The organism is Blautia sp. HCP3S3_B11 (assembly GCF_052064435.1).
In the GTDB taxonomy this organism is placed as follows: domain Bacteria; phylum Bacillota; class Clostridia; order Lachnospirales; family Lachnospiraceae; genus Blautia_A.
Genome location: NZ_JBQHVP010000001.1, coordinates 214,614 through 234,532, shown reverse-complemented (window position 1 = coordinate 234,532; position 19,919 = coordinate 214,614). Strand labels below are relative to the sequence as shown.

Genomic DNA, 19,919 nt, shown 5'->3' with positions numbered 1-19,919 from the left:
ATTATGTTATTAGGATTTTATGATTATACGGTGGTGCTGACATATATCAGTCTTGGAATCTCAGTATTTGGAATTACAAGAGCGTTGGAGGGGAACTTCAGGATTGCGATTTTCTGTCTGGCACTTTCCGGATTGTGTGATATGTTTGATGGAAAAATCGCCAGGACGAAGAAGAATCGTACAGATGATGAGAAAAGTTTCGGAATCCAGATAGATTCTCTGTGTGATGTGGTTTGTTTCGGAATCTTTCCGGCAATGATCTGCTATTGCCTTGGAGTTAACACATCAGGAGGAGTCGCAGCATTGATCTTTTACAGTGTTGCATCAGTGATTCGTCTTGCATACTTCAATGTGACAGAAGCAAAAAGACAGAGTGAAACCTCTGAGAACAGACAATATTATCAGGGGCTTCCGATTACATCTATGGCGATCATCCTGCCATTTCTCTATCTTATGAGACGGTATTGTGGATTATATTTCCTGATTGTGATACATATTGCGGTAATCGTAGTAGGTCTTCTGTTTATCTTAAATATTAAGGTAAAGAAACCGCAGAATCCGGTGCGTGTTCTGCTGGTAGCAGTGGTGGCACTTGCACTTGCGAAGATGTTCCGTTTGATATAAAATGAATATGACTGTTGACTGGCCGCAGCGGTTCCTGAATGTAGGGAGGCTGCGGCTGTATTTTATTTTGCTGGCATATTACTGTTCAATAGTGCATAGTAATATGATTTGCAATGAACGGCATCACATGCAGTTACAATTGGAGGAAAAAATGAAGTATATTGACAGAAAAGGGAATATAACCATTGAAGAAAACAGTCAGGATAAACTCCTGAGACATTTATATAATGATCGTGGCGGACGGCTTTGCCTGAAGCTCCTGATCAGGCCTTTTGTGTCAAAAGCGGCGGGAATAGTATTGAACACCAGACTTTCTGCCAGATTTGTACCTGATTTTGCAGAACACAATAAAATAGATCTGAGTCTTTATGAGAAACAGAACTTTTCTTCATGGAATGATTTTTTCAAAAGGCGTATCCGAAAAGAGGAACGGCCGATAGATATGCGGGAGAATATACTGGTAAGTCCCTGTGATGGAAAACTTTCTGTACACAGGATCAGTTTGGATTCCCGCTTCAATATCAAAGATACAGAATATACCGTCGGACAGCTTCTGAAAAATGAACAGCTTGCCAGACGATACACAGATGGATATGCACTGATTTTCCGCCTGACAGTGGATGACTATCACCACTACTGTTACGTTGCGGATGGCAGAAAGTCCGAAAATGTGACACTTCCCGGAGTTTTTCATACAGTAAATCCGGCGGCAAATGATGTATACCCTATTTATAAAGAAAATGCCAGAGAATATTGTCTGTTGAAGACGGAGAAATTTGGTACGATCCTGATGATGGAAGTTGGAGCGATGATGGTTGGGAAAATTTCGAATCTTCAGAAAAAGACTGCCACAGTAAAGAAAGGGCAGGAGAAAGGCAACTTTGAGTTTGGCGGTTCTACAGTGATTCTGTTATTACAGCCAGGAAAAGTCCGTATCGATTATGACTTGCTTGATAATACGGAAGAAGGATATGAAACCATTGTAAAAATGGGGGAACGTATCGGAGAATGTAAAAAAGTAAAAAAAGCATTACGTTTTGTAAAAAACAGCTGAAAAATGAAATATGCATCAAATATGCATCTGAAAGATATACGGTGCTAAAAGAGAGGAATAAAAAAGCATTGAATAAACGAAATTATCAGAAAGAACTGGAGAAACTTATAGACCAGGCACAGAAAGAACAGAAAGTCCCAAGTCTGTTTCTTCACAGTTGCTGCGCACCTTGCAGCAGTTATGTACTTGAATATCTGTCTCAATATTTTAACATTACAGTTTTTTATTATAATCCAAACATTTATCCGGAAGAGGAATATCAGAAACGTGTACATGAGATCACACGTTTGGTAAATTCCATGGAATTTGTTCATCCGGTAAAACTGGTAGAGGGTCACTATGATCTACAGGAATTTTTCCGGATGGCAAAAGGCCTGGAGAATGTACCGGAAGGTGGCGAACGCTGCTTTAAATGTTATCGTCTGCGAATGGAAGAAACGGCACGTCTGGCAGCAGAAGGTGGATTTGACTATTTTACGACCACTCTGTCAATCAGCCCACTCAAGAATGCTGCCAAGATTAATGAAATCGGAGAAGAACTGGCAGAAATCTATCATGTAGAGCATCTTCCATCTGATTTCAAAAAGAAAAACGGCTATAAACGCTCTATAGAACTCTCGCATGAATACGACCTCTACCGCCAGAATTATTGTGGCTGCGTCTACTCCAGGTGAGAGGCAGAAGATCGAAACTACTACTTTGCAATCCAGAAAAAATATGATACACTGACACATAAAAGTAATTATGAAAAATAAGAAGAAACGAGGAAAAATACTATGGCACAGCTTTGGGGCGGACGTTTCACAAAAGAAACAGACAAACTTGTATATAACTTTAACGCATCAATCTCCTTCGACCAGAAATTTTACGAGCAGGATATCAGAGGAAGCAAAGCACATGTAGCGATGCTTGCAAAACAGGGAATCCTGACATCAGAAGAAAAAGATCAGATTGAAGCAGGACTGGACGGAATCCTTGCAGATGTAAAATCTGGAAAACTTGAGATCACGTCTGAATATGAAGATATCCACAGCTTTGTAGAAGCAAACCTCATCGACAGAATCGGAGATGCAGGAAAGAAGCTTCACACAGGAAGAAGCCGTAACGACCAGGTAGCTCTGGATATGAAACTTTATGTAAGAGATGAGATCGACGAGACAGATGAGCTTGTGAAGAAACTTCTCGAAGCACTTCAGAAAATCATGGAAGAAAATGTCCACACATATATGCCAGGCTTTACCCATCTTCAGAAAGCACAGCCAGTTACATTGGCTCATCATGTTGGCGCATACTTTGAAATGTTTGTACGTGACAGAAGCAGACTTGCAGATATCCGTAAGAGAATGAACACCTGTCCTCTGGGTGCAGGTGCTTTGGCAGGAACAACTTATCCACTTGACAGAGAATACACCGCACAGCTTCTTGGCTTCGACGGACCGACAAGAAACAGTATGGATTCCGTTTCAGACAGAGACTATGTAATTGAACTTCTGTCTGCATTCTCCACGATCATGATGCACATGAGCCGTTTCTGTGAAGAAATCATCATGTGGAACTCTAACGAATATCGTTTCGTGGAAATCGATGATGCTTACAGTACAGGAAGCAGTATCATGCCGCAGAAAAAGAATCCGGATATCGCAGAGCTGGTAAGAGGAAAGACAGGACGTGTATACGGTGCGTTAACATCCATCCTTACCACCATGAAAGGAATCCCGCTTGCATACAACAAAGATATGCAGGAAGATAAAGAACTTACCTTTGACGCAATCGACACAGTAAAGGGTTGCCTTGCCCTATTTACAGGAATGATTTCTACCATGCAGTTCAATAAACAGAACATGGAAGCAAGTGCAAAGAATGGCTTTACAAATGCAACAGATGCAGCAGACTATCTGGTAAATCATGGAGTGCCTTTCCGCGATGCTCATGGTATCGTGGGCCGTCTGGTGCTTACATGTATTGATAAGGGAATCTCTCTGGATGAACTTCCGCTTGAAGATTATAAAGCAATCAGCCCTGTATTTGAAAACGACATCTATGAAGCAATCAGCATGCGTACCTGCGTAGAGAAACGTATGACCATCGGAGCTCCGGGACCGGATGTGATGGAGAAAGTGATCGCAGAAAATAAAAAATATCTGGAAGAAAATTAAAAAAATACTTGCATTTTACTTTAGTTTGGTATAGTATGTACAAGAAAGACAGATGTGCGTAATGTAAAGACACACAGATAAAAATGTCCGCGAGAGATATCAGGTCGCTGATAAGTATCAGGGTATTTTCCAGATGCAGATTTATATAGCGAAGTAGATGGAGAACATCCAGCTGGTCAGATTAGTACAATGAAAATGCGGATAGTAGATAAAGAGGAGAAAGATATTATGAGTGAGAAGCTTAGAGTTGGTATTTTAGGTGCTACAGGTATGGTTGGTCAGAGATTTATTTCTCTGCTTGAGAATCATCCATGGTTTGAAGTAGTAACTGTAGCTGCAAGTCCAAGAAGTGCAGGAAAAACATACGAAGAGGCAGTTGGCGGAAGATGGAAAATGGATACTCCAATGCCGGAAGCTGTTAAAAAACTGATCGTTATGAATGTAAATGAAGTAGAGAAAGTTGCTGCAACAGTTGATTTCGTATTTTCTGCAGTAGATATGTCAAAAGAAGAGATCAAGAAGATCGAAGAAGAATATGCTAAGACAGAGACACCGGTTGTTTCCAACAACAGTGCTCACAGATGGACACCGGATGTACCTATGGTAGTGCCGGAAATCAACCCGGAACACTTCGATGTAATCGAATCCCAGAAGAAACGTCTTGGAACAACACGCGGATTTATCGCTGTTAAACCAAACTGCTCTATCCAGAGCTACGCTCCTGTATTAACTGCATGGAAAGAATTTGAGCCATATGAAGTAGTTGCTACTACATATCAGGCAATCTCTGGAGCAGGTAAAACATTCAAAGACTGGCCGGAAATGGTTGGAAACATCATTCCATACATCGGCGGCGAGGAAGAGAAGAGTGAGAAAGAGCCGTTAAGAATCTGGGGTAAAGTAGAAGACGGTGTAATCAAACCGGCTACAGAACCTGTTATCACATGCCAGTGCATCCGTGTACCGGTATTAAACGGACATACAGCAGCTGTATTTGTTAAATTCCGCAAGAAACCAACAAAAGAACAGCTGATCAAAGCATTGGTAGAGTTCAAAGGACTTCCACAGGAATTAGAGCTTCCAAGTGCTCCGAAGCAGTTCATCCAGTACCTTGAAGAGGACAACCGTCCACAGGTTACAGAGGATGTAAACTTCGAACATGGTATGGGCGTATCCGTAGGACGTCTTCGTGAAGATACTGTATATGACTGGAAATTCGTAGGACTTTCCCATAACACAGTAAGAGGTGCAGCAGGCGGAGCAGTTCTCTGTGCTGAGACATTAAAAGCTAAAGGATATATTCAGGCGAAATAATAAATAAAAGTATTGAAAAGGGGCACTGGTTTTTGGTGCCTCTTTTTTTCTGGATTATTTAGAGATAGGGGGGATAATGAAGGATGAGAGAAAAAGTTCTGACGACAGTGGTAACTTTTGGAACAACCACACAGGCAATCGCAATGGAACGTGAATGTAAAAAGACTGGATTTGAAGGAAGGCTGATTCCTGTACCCAGGGAAATTTCTGCTTCCTGCGGACTTGCGTGGAAATGCATAGAACAAGGAGAAGAGGAAACAGATTCTTATATGAAAGAACAGGATTTAGAGTATGAGAAGATTTATCGTATTCTTATATAAAATCTCTTATACTTATTGATTAATTCTATAAATAATATCAGCCCTGAACTTTGACGGACATATAAGTGAATGGTACAATTAGATAAGCGGACAGGCAAGTTTTCATCCATTGCTTAGTGCTCTTTGAAATCTGGTGTACCAACAAGATTGTTCTACGACTTGATTGACTTAAAAGTCAGCTGATGGATGTTTGCCTGGTAAATTAGAGATATAGGGGTGAAGCTTATGAAAAAAGGAACAGATAGTGTACGTCTGACACAGCTTGCCAGTGCAGCGGGCTGCGGTGCGAAGATTGGACCGAAAGTACTGGCAGAGGTAGTTGGAAAGTTGCCGAAGTTTACAGATCCGATGCTGCTAGTAGGACCGGAAACATCAGACGATGCGGCGGTATACAAAATAAATGATGAACTTGCAATGATCCACACAGTGGATTTCTTTCCGCCGGTGGTAGATGATCCATATATGTATGGACAGATCGCAGCTGCCAATGCGTTGAGCGATGTCTATGCAATGGGCGGTGTTCCCAAACTGGCATTAAATGTAGTTGCATTTCCAAACTGTCTTGGATCGGAAGTCCTCGAAGAAATCTTGCGCGGCGGGGCAGACAAGGTTATGGAAGCCGGAGCAGTTCTTGCTGGCGGACATACGATCAATGACAAAGAACCGAAATATGGACTCTGTGTCACCGGTTTCGTGCATCCGGATAAAATGTGGAAAAATTATGGCGCCAAGGCAGGAGACATTCTGATTCTCACCAAACCGTTAGGATGTGGAATTCTCAACACTGCCATCAAAGCAGAGATGGCCTCTCAGGAAGAAATTGAAAGAGTACAGAAAGTCATGGCGAAGCTGAACAAATACGCGGCTGAGATTGCATTAAAATATACGATTCACAGTTGCACAGATGTAACCGGATTCAGTCTTGCCGGACACAGCCTGGAGATGGCAAAAGGAAGCCATAAGGCATTGGTGATCCAGACAGAAAAACTTCCGATTATAAAAGGCGTTGAGGAATATGCGCAGATGGGCCTGATTCCTGAAGGGGCATACAGAAATCGCGATTTTGCAGGCAGTGAGGTGAGAAGCGAGATCAAAGAACTCTGGATGGAAGATCTGGTATTTGATCCTCAGACATCCGGCGGACTTCTCCTGGCAGTACCACCGGAAGAGGCAGATGCTCTGGCGAAAGAACTGTCAGGAATGGATATTTTTGGAGGTATCATTGGATATGTAACAGAACCGCAGGATAAAGCGGTGATTTTCGAATAAGAAATAAAAGGGACTGGATGTTGCTTTGTAAGAAGCTGCATTCAGCTTTCTTTTTTGGAAAAATAACAATTGCTGCATTTATAATACGAACAGACTATTTCGTGTGGGATGTTATATATATTGATAAAGATACAGCTTTTGATGTAAAATTGCACTTGTAAGTTTTACAGATAATTACAAATCCGTGCATAAAATTCTGAAATTGTATGACGATTTCGGTTGTACAATAGATATGAAAATGCTATAATGTATAAAAATAAATACATTTGCGGAGGTGTAGTTATGAATTATGAAGATGTACAAAAAGTGTCAAATGCGGCGAAGGCCAAGAGCAATCTGGTAAACACCAACTTCTTCAAGTACTTTGTACGCGCGGTCATGGCGGGATTCTTTATTGATATGGCCATGATCTACAGTAATGTAGTTGGAAATGTTTTCTCCAAGACCACGCCGGAATGGGGAAAATTTCTGGGAGCTTTGGTATTCTCGATCGCAGTACTTCTGATCAGCTTCGTAGGCGGTGAACTTTTTACCGGTAATAATATGGTAATGGCATTCGGAGCCTTTGATAAACAGGTAAGCTGGAAAGAAGCTGGCAAGGTATGGGGCGTAAGCTACCTCGGAAACTTTGTAGGATGTTTTATTATGGCAGTGCTTTTTGCATGGGCAGGAGCATCCGGAACTGCAGATTATTTTGCGGGATTTATCGGAAACAAGCTGAGTATCCCGCTTGGACAGATGTTTTTCAGAGCAGTGCTTTGCAACTTCTTCGTCTGTCTTGGTGTACTCTGTGGTATGAAACTGAAAAGCGATGCAGGAAGATTTCTGATGATTACCATGTGTATCTCAGGATTCGTTGTAAGTGGATTTGAGCACTGCATCGCAAATATGGGAATCTTTGTTACCGCATACTGTCTGGTACCTGGATTATCCATCGGAGCCATGATTAAGAGCATGGTAGCTGTAACATTAGGAAATATGGTGGGTGGTGCCTTATTACTGGCATGGCCACTTAGAAAGATGAGTGCAGATAAATAATATGTCAAAAGCTTTATACATAGCTGAAAAGCCCAGTGTGGCACAGGAATTCGCGAAAGCTTTGAAAATCAACGGACAAAGACGGGACGGCTACCTGGAATCTTCAGACAGTGTGGTGACCTGGTGTGTTGGACATTTGGTCACCATGAGCTACCCGGAAAAATATGATATCAAATACAAAAGGTGGAGTTTAGATACCCTGCCTTTTTTGCCGCGCGAATTTAAATATGAAATAATCCCTGGGGTACAGAAACAGTTTGAGATTGTAAAAGGACTGTTAAACAGGGAAGATGTGGATACTATTTACGTGTGTACCGACTCCGGACGTGAAGGAGAATATATCTATCGTCTGGTCGCACAGATGGCAGGTGTCCATGGAAAGAAAGAAAAGAGAGTCTGGATCGACTCTCAGACAGAAGAAGAAATCATGCGAGGAATCAGAGAGGCAAAAGATCTGTCTGCTTATGACAATCTTTCCGCTTCAGCCTATCTTCGGGCGAAAGAAGACTATCTGATGGGAATAAATTTTTCCCGCGTGCTGACACTGCGATATGGAAACAGTGTGTCAAATTATTTAAATACGAAATATCAGGCCATTTCCGTTGGGCGTGTGATGACCTGTGTGCTTGGAATGGTAGTGCGAAGAGAACGGGAGATTCGGGTATTTGTAAAAACGCCGTTTTACCGGGTACTCAGCAGCATTGTGCTTGAGGGAGAAAACTTTGAAGGGGAGTGGAGGGCTGTTGAGGGCAGCCGGTATTTCCAGACTCCTTATCTGTATAAAGAAAACGGATTTAAAGAGAAAGCATACGCAGAGAAGCTGATACAGGAGTTGTCTGTCAACCAGCCGTTGCAATGTGTGGTGGACAAGGTTGAAAGAAAGAAAGAAAATAAAAATCCCCCGCTTTTATTTAATCTGGCAGAGCTTCAGAATGTATGCTCAAAGCTGTTTAAAATCAGTCCGGATGAAACATTGAAAATCGTACAGGAACTGTATGAGAAGAAACTGGTCACCTATCCGAGAACGGATGCGCGTGTATTGTCTACAGCTGCGGCTAAAGAGATTTATAAAAATATTTCAGGATTGCGCAATTATGAACACACAACAGAAATCGCGCAGCACATTATTGAGCAGGGAAATTATAAAAATCTGGCAAAGACCCGATATGTCAATGACAATCAGATTACAGACCATTATGCTATCGTGCCGACAGGTCAGGGACTAAATGCGTTGAAAAGCGTTTCTCTTACCGCACAGCGCGTATATGAGACAATCGTAAGGAGATTTCTTTGCATTTTCTATCCGCCGGCAGTATATCAGAAGGTCAGTCTTGTGACAAAGATACAGGGAGAGAGCTTCTTTTCTTCATTTAAAGTACTGCTGGATGAAGGTTATTTAAAGATTGCCTCAAATTCTTTTGCGAAACGAAAGGCAGCAGACGCAGTAAATGGAGCAAACCAAGCCAGCGCAGCTGGAAATGCCGGAAGTGATGCGGATTCAGATAATGAAAAAAATGGCTCAGATAATTCTTCAGAGGATATGGCGTGCGACACCAGACTACTGGCTGCATTGCAGAACCTGAAGAAAGATGATATACTCTCGGTAGATGACCTGAGTATCAAAGAGGGTGAGACATCACCGCCGAAGCGTTACAATTCCGGTTCTATGATTCTTGCCATGGAGAATGCCGGACAGCTGATCGAGGATGAGGAACTTCGTGCTCAGATCAAGAGCTGCGGAATCGGCACCAGTGCAACCAGAGCTGAGATTCTGAAGAAACTGTTCAATATCAAATATTTGGCACTGAATAAGAAAACGCAGATGATCACACCGACACTTCTGGGTGAGATGATTTTTGATGTGGTAAATTGTTCTATCAGACAGCTTCTGAACCCGGAACTTACAGCAAGCTGGGAAAAAGGTCTCAATTATGTGGCGGAGGGAAGTATCACAGAGCAGGAATATATGGATAAGCTGGAACATTTTGTAAGAGTGCGTACGAAACAGGTGGAGGACAGTAATTTCCAACCTTACCTGCGACAGTTTTTTGACGCGGCAGCTGTTAATTATAAAATCCCAGATGACAAAACCAATACAAAAACAACAGCCAGAGCAGGGCGGCCACGTACTTATCAAAAATCATAAAATGTTTATCCGGGCAAAATAAGAGAAAAATGAAAATAATAATTAAAGAAAAGAGGAAAACAGGATGTTAAAGGATTTCACGATTGCGAATCTTCTGGATTTAAATGAAACGATTGCAAAGGATTTATTTGAAGGAAAAACCTATCCATGGGAAGTGTTGCCGGAGATTGGCGGTTTTATCCTGAAACTGGGACAGACTTTAAGTGAAGAAGAATATAATCATCCGTCAGAAGATGTATGGATTGCAAAGAGCGCGAAAGTAGCACCGACAGCCTGCATTAACGGACCGGTCATTATCGGAAAAGAAGCAGAGGTACGCCACTGTGCATTTATCCGCGGAAAAGTTATCGTAGGTGAGGGAGCAGTAGTAGGAAATTCCACAGAGCTTAAGAATGCAGTGCTTTTTAACAAAGTGCAGGTTCCTCATTATAATTATGTGGGTGATGCAATTCTGGGTTACAAATCCCATATGGGAGCAGGTTCCATCTGTTCCAATGTAAAATCAGATAAAAAGTTAGTTATCGTAAAAGATGGTGAAGAGAAGATCGAGACAGGACTTAAGAAATTTGGCGCTATGCTGGGAGATAATGTAGAAGTAGGATGCGGTTCTGTATTAAATCCTGGAACGGTAATCGGACGCTGCTGCAATATTTATCCGCTTTCCTCTGTAAGAGGCTGTGTATCTGCAAACCATATCTATAAATCAAAAAATGAAATTGTAGAGAAACAGTGAAGACAAAAAGTAAATATTTGAAAATAGTTCTGACCGTGATATTGTCAGTGCTTGTGTCTGTGGCTGCACCTTTGAGCGCATATGCAGCTGCAGATTCTGGTTCAGGAGCAACGGAAGAAATTATTCTGAAAAAGGGAAAAGTATATGATCAGAAAGGCAAATTATACACCGGACAGTATAAAAAAGACGGTTATAGCTATTATGCTGAAAATGGAAAAAGAATTAAAGGCTGGAAAAAATTGAATAAAAAATATTATTATTTTGAGCCAGACTACAGGATGGCAAAAAATAAGATTGTCGGATCGGTATCAAAAGGTTACTATTATGTGGATAAAACCGGTGTAAGAGTAACTTCTGACGAAGTGCGGATGGCAGTAAGATTTGTAACGGCGAATTCGAGCCGTAAATCCAGACAGAGAGAACAGCTAAGACAGTGTTTTGATGCGCTGAGAAGATACCCATATCTGAATAAAGGAGATACCCCGCCTAAGGCATCACAGTTACCGTCTTATGCCAGATTTATGTTCACCAGCAAATGCGGTGACTGTTATTATTATGGAGTTACTATGGCATATATTGCCAGAGTTCTGGGGTATGACAGTCGGGTCGCGGCAGGAGGTGTAACTGCGTGGGGACCCACATATCCGTTATCGCCTCATGGATGGTGTGAAGTGCGCAAAGGTACAGAGTGGAAAATGATGGATTGCAGTATGCAGAATGGCCATCCTGATGCAAATCTATTTTTTGTAACAAGGAAACAATATCCGTACCGACTCAGGTGTGACAAGATCTATGCGCTGAATATAAGCGATGGGAAGGTTACGTGGAGATAAAGTAGAGCTATGGCAAGTAACTTTTTGTGTTACTGAAAACGGAGTGGGTGTAAACAGTGAAATAGAAAAAGGTGTTAAGAAACGGATGAACAACAGAGGTTTCTTAACACCTTTTTCTGTGAAGAATAAAAAAAAGCTCAGGACGTTTTTAAACGCATTTTACCGGAAGAACAGAAGCTGTCTGAGAATCACCAGAATTATGATATGTACCGGATAAAACCAGTAAAAGACATATTTCAGAAATTTTCCTTTCACAAATCCACGCTCTCCATTATACATATTAATGGAAAGAAAAGCGAAACAGGCTTTCCATTCATAATAAAGCCAGCAACTTCCGATGATAGCCTGGGCAGTTTTTTCATTGCGAAACCAGTACATGATAAGCAGGAAAACAAACCCTCTCCATCCGTAATCTGCCTTAAGAAAAACGGAGACAGCGAGTAATGCCAGTATGTATACAAACTGCATTTTCTGATTATCCCAGAAGTATTCAAGGGCGCAGAAGGCCAGATATCCCAGAAACAGGGTAAAAAAGACATTCTGTTTCTCATATCGCCAGGTATTTGTAAACATAAAATTCCATGGAATTTCAGAAATACATGCGAATAAAAAGAGATTCCGTCCGTATTTTCTGCGGTTATGGGTGTGCAGAAATCCTTCGACTAACAGAAAACAGAAAATAGGAAAAGCCGCCCTTCCGATATCACGGAAAATACGATACCAGCTGTAATCCACTCCACCAAAACTGAAAAGGATTACATTTGTCGGCGGATAGTTATACAGGATCATGACTCCTGTATGGTCAATAAGCATCAGGATGATCGCGATTAATTTTAAAGCACTTCCACTCAGAACCCGAAATCGTTCCGGAAGAAAAGAAACAGGCAATTGTGTTGTCATAATAAAAAACCTTTCTTACTATATAATTTATGATTTGGAATGTTATGACTTTTATTTTATCATAAAAGGAAACATTACGCAAAATCCCGAGACATACAGTGTGAATTTATACGATTAGCAGTTACTGTTCACTCCGTTCCCAGCATCGCGAAGCAAACGATATTCCTTGGCCCTGCACAAATAAAGCTCATATTTTCTATATCGCATAGCGTGTTGCCAGGTGTAGCAGACAGTAACATAGCCGATGACCTATATATTATGCAATTTGTCTAAATTGCTAAAAAATCGCCACAAAAAGTATCTGCCAGAGACAAAAAAATCAAAGATAGTTAAAAATTTTACAAATTATGACTGGACGAATCCCCACTTTTGTGAGAAAATAACACTAGGTTGTTAGGCATACTCATCTGCAGTCATTCAGCAGACGGCAGAGATCTGCATTATGTGGTTCATTCAGCAGTTCCGCATAGTGGCGGGTATAACAACATGAAGTTAATCTATACTTGAAAGGAGTTTTACAATGATTTATTCACGCGAAGTAGAAGAAATGTGCCCAGTTGCACAGGGCGTTCATCATGGCGCCGCTCCAATCCCAGAAGAAGCTAAATGGGTACAGGCAAAAGAAGTCAAAGACATTTCCGGTCTCACACACGGTGTTGGCTGGTGTGCACCACAGCAGGGTGCCTGCAAGCTTACATTAAATGTTAAAGAAGGTATCATCCAGGAAGCACTGGTTGAGACTATCGGATGTTCAGGTATGACTCATTCAGCAGCTATGGCTTCCGAGATTCTTCCGGGCCTGACTGTAATGGAGGCACTGAACACTGACTTAGTTTGTGATGCGATTAATACAGCTATGAGAGAACTCTTCCTTCAGATCGTTTACGGACGTACACAGTCTGCATTCTCAGAAGACGGACTTCCTGTAGGCGCTGGACTTGAGGACCTTGGTAAAGGACTTCGCTCTCAGGTTGGTACAATGTATGGAACTCTGAAAAAAGGACCTCGTTACCTTGAAATGGCAGAAGGTTATGTAACAGGTATTGCTCTTGATGCAGATGATGAGATCATCGGATATCAGTTTGTAAGCCTTGGAAAAATGACTGATTTCATCAAAAAAGGCGATGACCCGAACACTGCATGGGAAAAAGCAAAAGGTCAGTATGGCCGTGTTGCAGACGCTGTTAAAATTATCGACCCAAGAAAAGAATAATTTAGGAGGTAACAGGAAATGGCTTTATTTGAATCATATGAGAGACGAATTGACAAGATCAATTCTGTTTTAAACAGCTATGGCATTGCTTCTATTGAAGAAGCTGAGAAAATCACAAAAGACGCAGGTCTTAATGTATACGATCAGATCAAAGGCATTCAGCCGATCTGTTTCGAGAACGCTTGCTGGGCATATACAGTAGGTGCTGCTATCGCAATCAAAAAAGGATGCAAGAAAGCAGCAGACGCAGCAGCAGCTATCGGTGAAGGACTTCAGGCTTTCTGTATTCCTGGATCCGTTGCTGATACACGTAAAGTAGGTCTTGGACATGGTAACCTTGGCAAAATGCTTCTTGAAGAAGAGACAGAGTGCTTCTGCTTCCTGGCTGGACATGAGTCTTTCGCAGCAGCTGAAGGTGCTATCGGTATCGCTGAGAAAGCAAACAAAGTTCGTCAGAAACCATTACGTGTTATCCTGAACGGTCTTGGAAAAGATGCTGCTCAGATCATCTCCCGTATCAACGGCTTTACATATGTAGAGACAGAATACGATCCATACAAGAACGAAGTTAAAGAAGTATTCAGAAAATCCTATTCTGAAGGTCTTCGTGCAAAAGTTAACTGCTACGGCGCAAACAGCGTTCCGGAAGGTGTTGCTATCATGTGGAAAGAAGACGTTGACGTTTCTATCACAGGTAACTCCACAAACCCGACACGTTTCCAGCATCCGGTTGCAGGTACATACAAGAAAGAACGTCTTGAAGCAGGAAAGAAATACTTCTCTGTTGCTTCCGGCGGTGGTACAGGACGTACACTTCATCCAGACAACATGGCAGCAGGCCCGGCTTCCTATGGTATGACAGATACATTAGGACGTATGCACTCTGATGCACAGTTCGCTGGTTCTTCTTCCGTACCGGCTCATGTAGAGATGATGGGTCTCATCGGAGCAGGTAACAACCCGATGGTTGGTATGACTGTTGCAGTAGCTGTTTCTATTGAAGAAGCTGCTAAAACTGGCAAGTTCTAATTCATATAAAAGAAAATAAAGTGTAAGCGCGTTGAAAGTGCCGTAAACTCAAGGGTTTGCGGCACTTTTGTTATGTAGAGATAAAAGGTACGATTTTAGAACGGAACAGTCTCAAAAAGCACAAAAAAATTTGCGTAGCTAACACTTTTAGATACAAAAAACGGCAGATAAGCTCTGCCGCAGGAAGCCATTTCTTTATTTTTTAAATTTCATTTTTCAGGTCTTCAAACGTACATTGCTTTGTTTAGAAATACAAAAAAATTACTTCTTCAAATCTCAGAAAAATCATGTATAATATAGGCAATATAATTTGAAGGAAATTCAATAGAAAGTTTTATAATTTGAAGGGAGAATAAAATGAGTCTTAAAATCGAAAAGAAAAGTGAAGGAACAAAAGATACTGTATTATTATCAGGCAGATTAGATACAACGACGGCGCCGGAACTGGGAAAAGAAACTGAAAGATACACAGGAGCTTGTATTTGATCTGACGGATCTGGAGTATATTTCATCAGCAGGCTTGCGTGTACTCCTGAAAGTACAGAAATATATGAATAAAAAAGGAGATTTCAAATTGACCCATGTCAGCGAGGTTATAGAGGAAATATTTGAAATTACAGGATTCAATGATATATTAACAATCGAGTAATTTATAAAAAGGGTTTTGTGATGAGAACAGAACCCTTTTTTGGAACTTGTTGGTGCACTGGTTATTATTAGAGGCAAAAAGAACCAGCTGTATTTCGGAATGATTTTTTAAACATACTCCAGAAAACAACTTGTAGGAAGGAGAAGGGATTTGAAGGATATTACAGTTGAAGCAAAAGTAGAGAACATTGATGTTGTAACAAATTTTGTAAATGATATTTTAGAAGAAAATTGCTGCCCTATGAAGATTCAGATGCAGATAGATGTTGTCATTGATGAAATATTTGGAAATATTTCATATTATGCTTATGGCGCTGATGGTGGAAAAGCTTCGGTACAGGCTGGGATAGAGAAAGAAATGATCGTTCTGGTTTTTATTGATCAGGGAATTCCCTATAATCCGTTAGAGAACAAAGATCCGGATATAACCCTGAATCTGGAAGAGAGAGAAATTGGCGGTCTTGGAATTTATATGGTTAAGAAAATAATGGATGAAGTTTCCTATGAATATATGGATGGACAGAATATCCTGAGAATGAGAAAAAGTTTAAGTAGCAGATAAAATTTTTCTGAACTTATAGCAAGTTAAAAACCAGCTATCTGATAATATTTCATCGAATTGCAAAATACGCCAGACGAAATATTGTCATTAGCTGGTTTTACTTTTATAAATTGTACCAAATAGTAAAAGCAGATTGTACATATCTTTTGTTTGCAAAAGATATGTAGTGCTGTACAAGTTTACGACAGATAGTTTCTATTATCCCATGTATACAGTTACATGATATTCTTTCTTGCCTTCTTCAAATGGAATCAGGCATCCTTCATGTTCTTTTCCGTCTACAACGACTTTCTTAACACCCTTCTGAACATTATCAGGATTTTTAACGTCGATATAATAAACAGCATCTCTGAAAGTTCTGGTAAGTTTGAAATCACCGAAGCCTTCCGGAATACATGGATTGATGCAGAGTCCATCATAGGATGGCTGTACACCCAGGATTGCCTGAGACAGATTCCAGAAAGTCCATGCTGCTGTACCGGTCAGCCAGCTGTTCTTTGCCTGACCATGGAAGACCGCGTCAGCACCTGCAACCATTTGTGAATATATGTACGGCTCTGTGCAATGAATCTCACTTATGCCCTCGATATAGGACGGACAAGTCTTCTTGTAAATCTCAAACGCTCTGTTACCGCGTCCGATTACGGTTTCTGCGATAGAAACCCACGGATTGTTGTGGCAGAAGATACCTGCATTTTCTTTATATCCCGGCGGGTAGGAGGAAATTTCTCCAAGATTCAGATAATACTGGGTATAAGCCGGCTGCAGGATCATAATACCATATTTCGTATCAAGACGCTCTTTGACAGAATCCAGAGCTTTTTCGGCAAGGCCCTCTTTGACCCCGATTCCAGCCATAACGCAGAAACCCTGTGGCTCGATGAAAATCTGTCCCTCTTTACATTCTTTGGAACCGACTTTCTGAGATTCGGCATCGTATGCACGGAGAAACCATTCTCCATCCCATCCAGCATCAAGTACTGCCTGATACATCTGATCTACTTCTTTTTCTGCTCTTTCGGCAGCCGCGGTGTCGCCCATATGACGGCTGATTTCTGCGAATTCTTTTCCATATTTTACGAACATACCTGCGATAAATACGGATTCTGCAACAGGTCCTTCAGATGGGCCGGTTGTCTGGAAGGATTCTCCTGGTTCTGTGGAGAAACAGTTCAGGTTCAGACAGTCATTCCAGTCTGCACGTCCGATCAGTGGAAGTTTGTGCGGTCCGAGGTGAGTTGCTGTATATTCGAAAGAACAACGCAGATGCTCATACAGAGGAGCTGCCTTTTCTTTCTGATTATCAAAGTCAACCATTTCATTTAAGATAGAGAAGTCTCCGGTTTCTTTCAGGTAAGCGGAAACTGCTGCAATCAGCCATAACGGGTCATCATTGAAACCGCTTCCGATATCCAGGTTACCCTTCTTGGTAAGTGGCTGATACTGATGATAAGCACTTCCATCTTCAAACTGAGTGGCAGCAATATCGAGGATACGTTCTCTTGCACGTTCTGGAATCAGATGTACGAAACCAAGGAGATCCTGACAGGAATCACGGAATCCCATTCCGCGGCCTGTACCGGATTCATAATAGGAAGCGGAACGAGACATATTAAAGGTAACCATACATTGGTACTGATTCCAGATATTTGCCATACGATTTACATGCTCATCGTTACTCTCTACATGATAACGGGAGAGAAGTTTGTCCCAGTAAGCATTCAGCTCGGCAAATGAAGCATCAACCTGTTCGGTTGTCTGGAACTGTCTGAGAATCTTATGAGCGCCGTCCTTGCGAATTACGTTTGGAGCGATAAATTTCTGATTCTGTGGATTTTCGCTGTATCCCAGAACAAAAATAAAGTCCTTGGATTCTCCTGCGGAAAGTGTTATATTAATCTGGTGGCTTGCGATTGGATACCATCCGCTTGCAACAGAATTTCTTGCTTTATTCTCTTTTACAGTAATAGGAAAAGCATTTCCGTTGTTCATACCAAGGAAAGCATCTCTGCTTGTATCAAAACCATCCACCGGGCTGTTTACGCTAAAGAAACTGTAATGTCTGCGGCGTTCGCGATATTCGGTTTTATGGTAAATAGTGCTGCCTTCGATTTCAACTTCACCGATACTTAAATTTCTCTGGAAGTTTGTACTGTCATCTACGGCATTCCAGAGGCAGAACTCTACATAAGAGAAGAGAGAAAAAGTTTTCGGAGCATCAGTTGTGTTTGTGAGAGTAAGTTTATTAATCTCACAGGTTGTGTTTACAGGAACAAAAGCAAGAAGGTCAGCTTTTAACCCATTTTTGGAAGACAGAAAACGGCTGTAGCCGATTCCGTGATGGCATTCATAAGAATCCAGTGGTGTCTTGGAAGGCATGGAACCTGGGTTCCAGATTTCTTCTCCATCATGGATATAGTAATATTTTCCGTTGGAATCTACCGGAATATTGTTGTAGCGGTAACGGGTGATGCGAAGAAGTTTGGCATCTTTGTAGAAACTGTATCCGCCACAAGTGTTAGAAATCAGGGAGAAAAAGTCCTGAGATCCCAGATAGTTGATCCATGGAAGCGGAGTATCTGGGGTAGTGATGACATATTCTTTGGCGTTGTCATCGAAATAACCGAATTTCATAAGAAGTCCTCCTGTTTTATTATGATTTTGCGTCAGTTGTTTTAAATATACAGAAAATTTAAACACGAAAACGAATAAGTTTAGAATGAAAACAGACGATTATCGTGGCATTACTGCTATTTGTCTCTAGTATAGCGGAAGACAGTGATAAAATCAATTGTTTTACAGAAAAATAAGAGGGGATTTTCGTTAAAATGATGAATTGGATTTGTGATAATGGAAAAATAATGGGTGTTAAAATTGTGCAATCATACAAAAAATATAAAATATGCACAAAAAAATGAATTGCAAGCTTGAAAATTTGTGCGAGTAGTTATACAATGAAAGTACGAAAACGATTACGAAAATTTTAGGAGGCATACCTATGGTTTCGATGAAAGAAATTGCGAAAAAGTGTAATGTCTCTGTGGCCAGTGTCAGCAAAGCATTGAACGGCTATTCCGATATCAGTGAGGAGACGAGGAAGCTGATTTTACGAACTGTTTCGGAAATGGGCTATCTTCCTAATTCCTCTGCGAGAACGTTAAAGACGAAGAGAAGTTATAATATCGGAGTCATGTTTGTTGATGAAGCGGCCAGTGGACTTACTCATGATTATTTTAATCATGTGCTGGAAAGCTTCAAAAGGACCGCAGAGGAGAAAGGGTACGATATTACCTTTACGAGCGGAAAAATTTCCGGACAGAAACTAAGCTATTACGAACATTGCCGTTACAGAGGGGTAGATGGAGTTGTGATCGCGTGTGTGGATTTCTATGCAGATGAGGTGCAGGAGCTGATTCGTTCGGAAATTCCGGTGGTAACGATCGACCATGTGTTTGATGGAAATATTGCAGTTGTTTCCAATAATACGCAGGGAATGGAAGAGCTTGTTTCGTATGTTTATGAGCAGGGACACAGACGCATTGCTTATATTCATGGGGATAATACTTCTGTAACCCGTATGAGACTTTCTGGCTTTTACAGAACCTTGCAGAGACTGGGAGTAGAGATACCGGATGATTATATTAAGGAATGTCCTTACAGAGATGCGGATACCGCTGCAATGGTGACAGGGGAGCTGTTAGATCTTCCGTTGCCGCCGACCTGCATTCTTTATCCAGATGATTATGCTGCGATAGGTGGAATCAATGAGATCAGGGAGAGAAGACTTCGCATTCCGGAGGATATTTCTATTGCAGGGTATGATGGAATCACGATCGCGAAGATTCTGGAACCTAAGCTGACTACGCTTTGTCAGAATACGGTTGCGATTGGCAGAATCGCAGCGGAGAAACTGATCGATCTGATTGAGAATCCGAAGACGACATTGATTGACCGATTCACAGTAGATGGTACTTTATTTAAAGGAGCATCCGTAAAACAGTTGTTGCCGGATAAGTAAAATATTGTGCGGGATATTGCCAGCGAACAGTAATATATGTTATTCTGGATATCAGAGTCAGA

The 19,919-nt window shown here is 41.3% G+C and carries 19 protein-coding genes; 17 read left to right on the top strand and 2 right to left on the bottom strand.

Annotation, left to right across the window (positions count from 1 at the left end; all coding sequences use genetic code 11):
* The first annotated feature begins 3 nt into the window (after nt 1–3).
* The 11 genes from ACTNC0_RS01065 (at nt 4) to ACTNC0_RS01015 (ending at nt 11,487) form a co-directional block, all read left to right on the top strand.
* Nucleotides 4–624, top strand: coding sequence for a CDP-alcohol phosphatidyltransferase family protein (locus ACTNC0_RS01065; protein WP_441085998.1), 621 nt, complete (start codon nt 4–6; stop codon nt 622–624).
* A gap of 151 nt (nt 625–775) precedes the next feature.
* Nucleotides 776–1,678: a phosphatidylserine decarboxylase gene (locus ACTNC0_RS01060; RefSeq protein WP_441085997.1), complete on the top strand. Its 903-nt coding sequence runs from the start codon at nt 776–778 to the stop codon at nt 1,676–1,678.
* 68 nt (nt 1,679–1,746) lie between these two features.
* Nucleotides 1,747–2,352 (top strand): epoxyqueuosine reductase QueH, encoded by a 606-nt coding sequence (locus ACTNC0_RS01055; RefSeq protein WP_441085996.1) that lies wholly within the window; start codon nt 1,747–1,749, stop codon nt 2,350–2,352.
* A 102-nt stretch (nt 2,353–2,454) separates the two neighbouring features.
* Nucleotides 2,455–3,834: an argininosuccinate lyase gene (gene argH, locus ACTNC0_RS01050; protein WP_118137207.1), complete on the top strand. Its 1,380-nt coding sequence runs from the start codon at nt 2,455–2,457 to the stop codon at nt 3,832–3,834.
* A 228-nt stretch (nt 3,835–4,062) separates the two neighbouring features.
* Nucleotides 4,063–5,148, top strand: coding sequence for an aspartate-semialdehyde dehydrogenase (gene asd, locus ACTNC0_RS01045; protein WP_117676240.1), 1,086 nt, complete (start codon nt 4,063–4,065; stop codon nt 5,146–5,148).
* 83 nt (nt 5,149–5,231) lie between these two features.
* Nucleotides 5,232–5,468: a DUF3343 domain-containing protein gene (locus ACTNC0_RS01040; RefSeq protein WP_118247576.1), complete on the top strand. Its 237-nt coding sequence runs from the start codon at nt 5,232–5,234 to the stop codon at nt 5,466–5,468.
* Nucleotides 5,469–5,693: 225 nt separating this feature from the next.
* Nucleotides 5,694–6,737, top strand: coding sequence for a selenide, water dikinase SelD (gene selD, locus ACTNC0_RS01035; RefSeq protein ID WP_441085995.1), 1,044 nt, complete (start codon nt 5,694–5,696; stop codon nt 6,735–6,737).
* Nucleotides 6,738–7,019: 282 nt separating this feature from the next.
* The gene (locus tag ACTNC0_RS01030; RefSeq protein ID WP_441085994.1) at nt 7,020–7,775 is read left to right on the top strand and encodes a formate/nitrite transporter family protein; all 756 of its coding nucleotides are present in this window, start codon (nt 7,020–7,022) and stop codon (nt 7,773–7,775) included.
* 1 nt (nt 7,776) lies between these two features.
* Nucleotides 7,777–9,921, top strand: coding sequence for a DNA topoisomerase (locus ACTNC0_RS01025; RefSeq protein ID WP_441085993.1), 2,145 nt, complete (start codon nt 7,777–7,779; stop codon nt 9,919–9,921).
* A gap of 64 nt (nt 9,922–9,985) precedes the next feature.
* Nucleotides 9,986–10,654, top strand: coding sequence for a UDP-N-acetylglucosamine pyrophosphorylase (locus ACTNC0_RS01020; protein ID WP_441085992.1), 669 nt, complete (start codon nt 9,986–9,988; stop codon nt 10,652–10,654).
* Complete coding sequence (locus ACTNC0_RS01015) at nt 10,651–11,487, top strand: transglutaminase domain-containing protein (protein ID WP_441085991.1); 837 nt, start codon at nt 10,651–10,653, stop codon at nt 11,485–11,487. The genes ACTNC0_RS01020 and ACTNC0_RS01015 overlap by 4 nt, the downstream gene beginning before the upstream one ends.
* Before the next feature lie 159 nt (nt 11,488–11,646).
* On the opposite strand, the gene ACTNC0_RS01010 is transcribed toward ACTNC0_RS01015, so the two are convergent.
* Entirely contained in the window at nt 11,647–12,387 is a 741-nt protein-coding gene (locus ACTNC0_RS01010) for a TraX family protein (RefSeq protein WP_441085990.1), read from the bottom strand.
* 520 nt (nt 12,388–12,907) lie between these two features.
* On the opposite strand from ACTNC0_RS01010, the gene ACTNC0_RS01005 reads away from it, so the two are divergent.
* From ACTNC0_RS01005 to ACTNC0_RS00985, 5 genes are all read left to right on the top strand, one after another.
* Nucleotides 12,908–13,600, top strand: a complete 693-nt coding sequence (locus ACTNC0_RS01005; protein WP_019161164.1) for an iron-sulfur cluster assembly scaffold protein — start codon at nt 12,908–12,910, stop codon at nt 13,598–13,600.
* Between the two features lie 18 nt (nt 13,601–13,618).
* Nucleotides 13,619–14,629 (top strand): GGGtGRT protein, encoded by a 1,011-nt coding sequence (locus ACTNC0_RS01000; protein WP_441085989.1) that lies wholly within the window; start codon nt 13,619–13,621, stop codon nt 14,627–14,629.
* Nucleotides 14,630–14,986: 357 nt separating this feature from the next.
* Nucleotides 14,987–15,115 (top strand): hypothetical protein, encoded by a 129-nt coding sequence (locus tag ACTNC0_RS00995; protein ID WP_441085987.1) that lies wholly within the window; start codon nt 14,987–14,989, stop codon nt 15,113–15,115.
* Nucleotides 15,054–15,278, top strand: a complete 225-nt coding sequence (locus tag ACTNC0_RS00990; protein WP_441086061.1) for an STAS domain-containing protein — start codon at nt 15,054–15,056, stop codon at nt 15,276–15,278. The genes ACTNC0_RS00995 and ACTNC0_RS00990 overlap by 62 nt, the downstream gene beginning before the upstream one ends.
* A gap of 150 nt (nt 15,279–15,428) precedes the next feature.
* Complete coding sequence (locus ACTNC0_RS00985; RefSeq protein ID WP_441085985.1) at nt 15,429–15,839, top strand: ATP-binding protein; 411 nt, start codon at nt 15,429–15,431, stop codon at nt 15,837–15,839.
* A gap of 198 nt (nt 15,840–16,037) precedes the next feature.
* Here the strand turns inward: ACTNC0_RS00985 and ACTNC0_RS00980 are convergent, their stop codons facing one another.
* Nucleotides 16,038–18,473, bottom strand: coding sequence for a GH36-type glycosyl hydrolase domain-containing protein (locus ACTNC0_RS00980; RefSeq protein ID WP_441085983.1), 2,436 nt, complete (start codon nt 18,471–18,473; stop codon nt 16,038–16,040).
* A gap of 364 nt (nt 18,474–18,837) precedes the next feature.
* On the opposite strand from ACTNC0_RS00980, the gene ACTNC0_RS00975 reads away from it, so the two are divergent.
* Nucleotides 18,838–19,857, top strand: coding sequence for a LacI family DNA-binding transcriptional regulator (locus ACTNC0_RS00975; protein WP_441085981.1), 1,020 nt, complete (start codon nt 18,838–18,840; stop codon nt 19,855–19,857).
* Nucleotides 19,858–19,919: the final 62 nt, after the last annotated feature.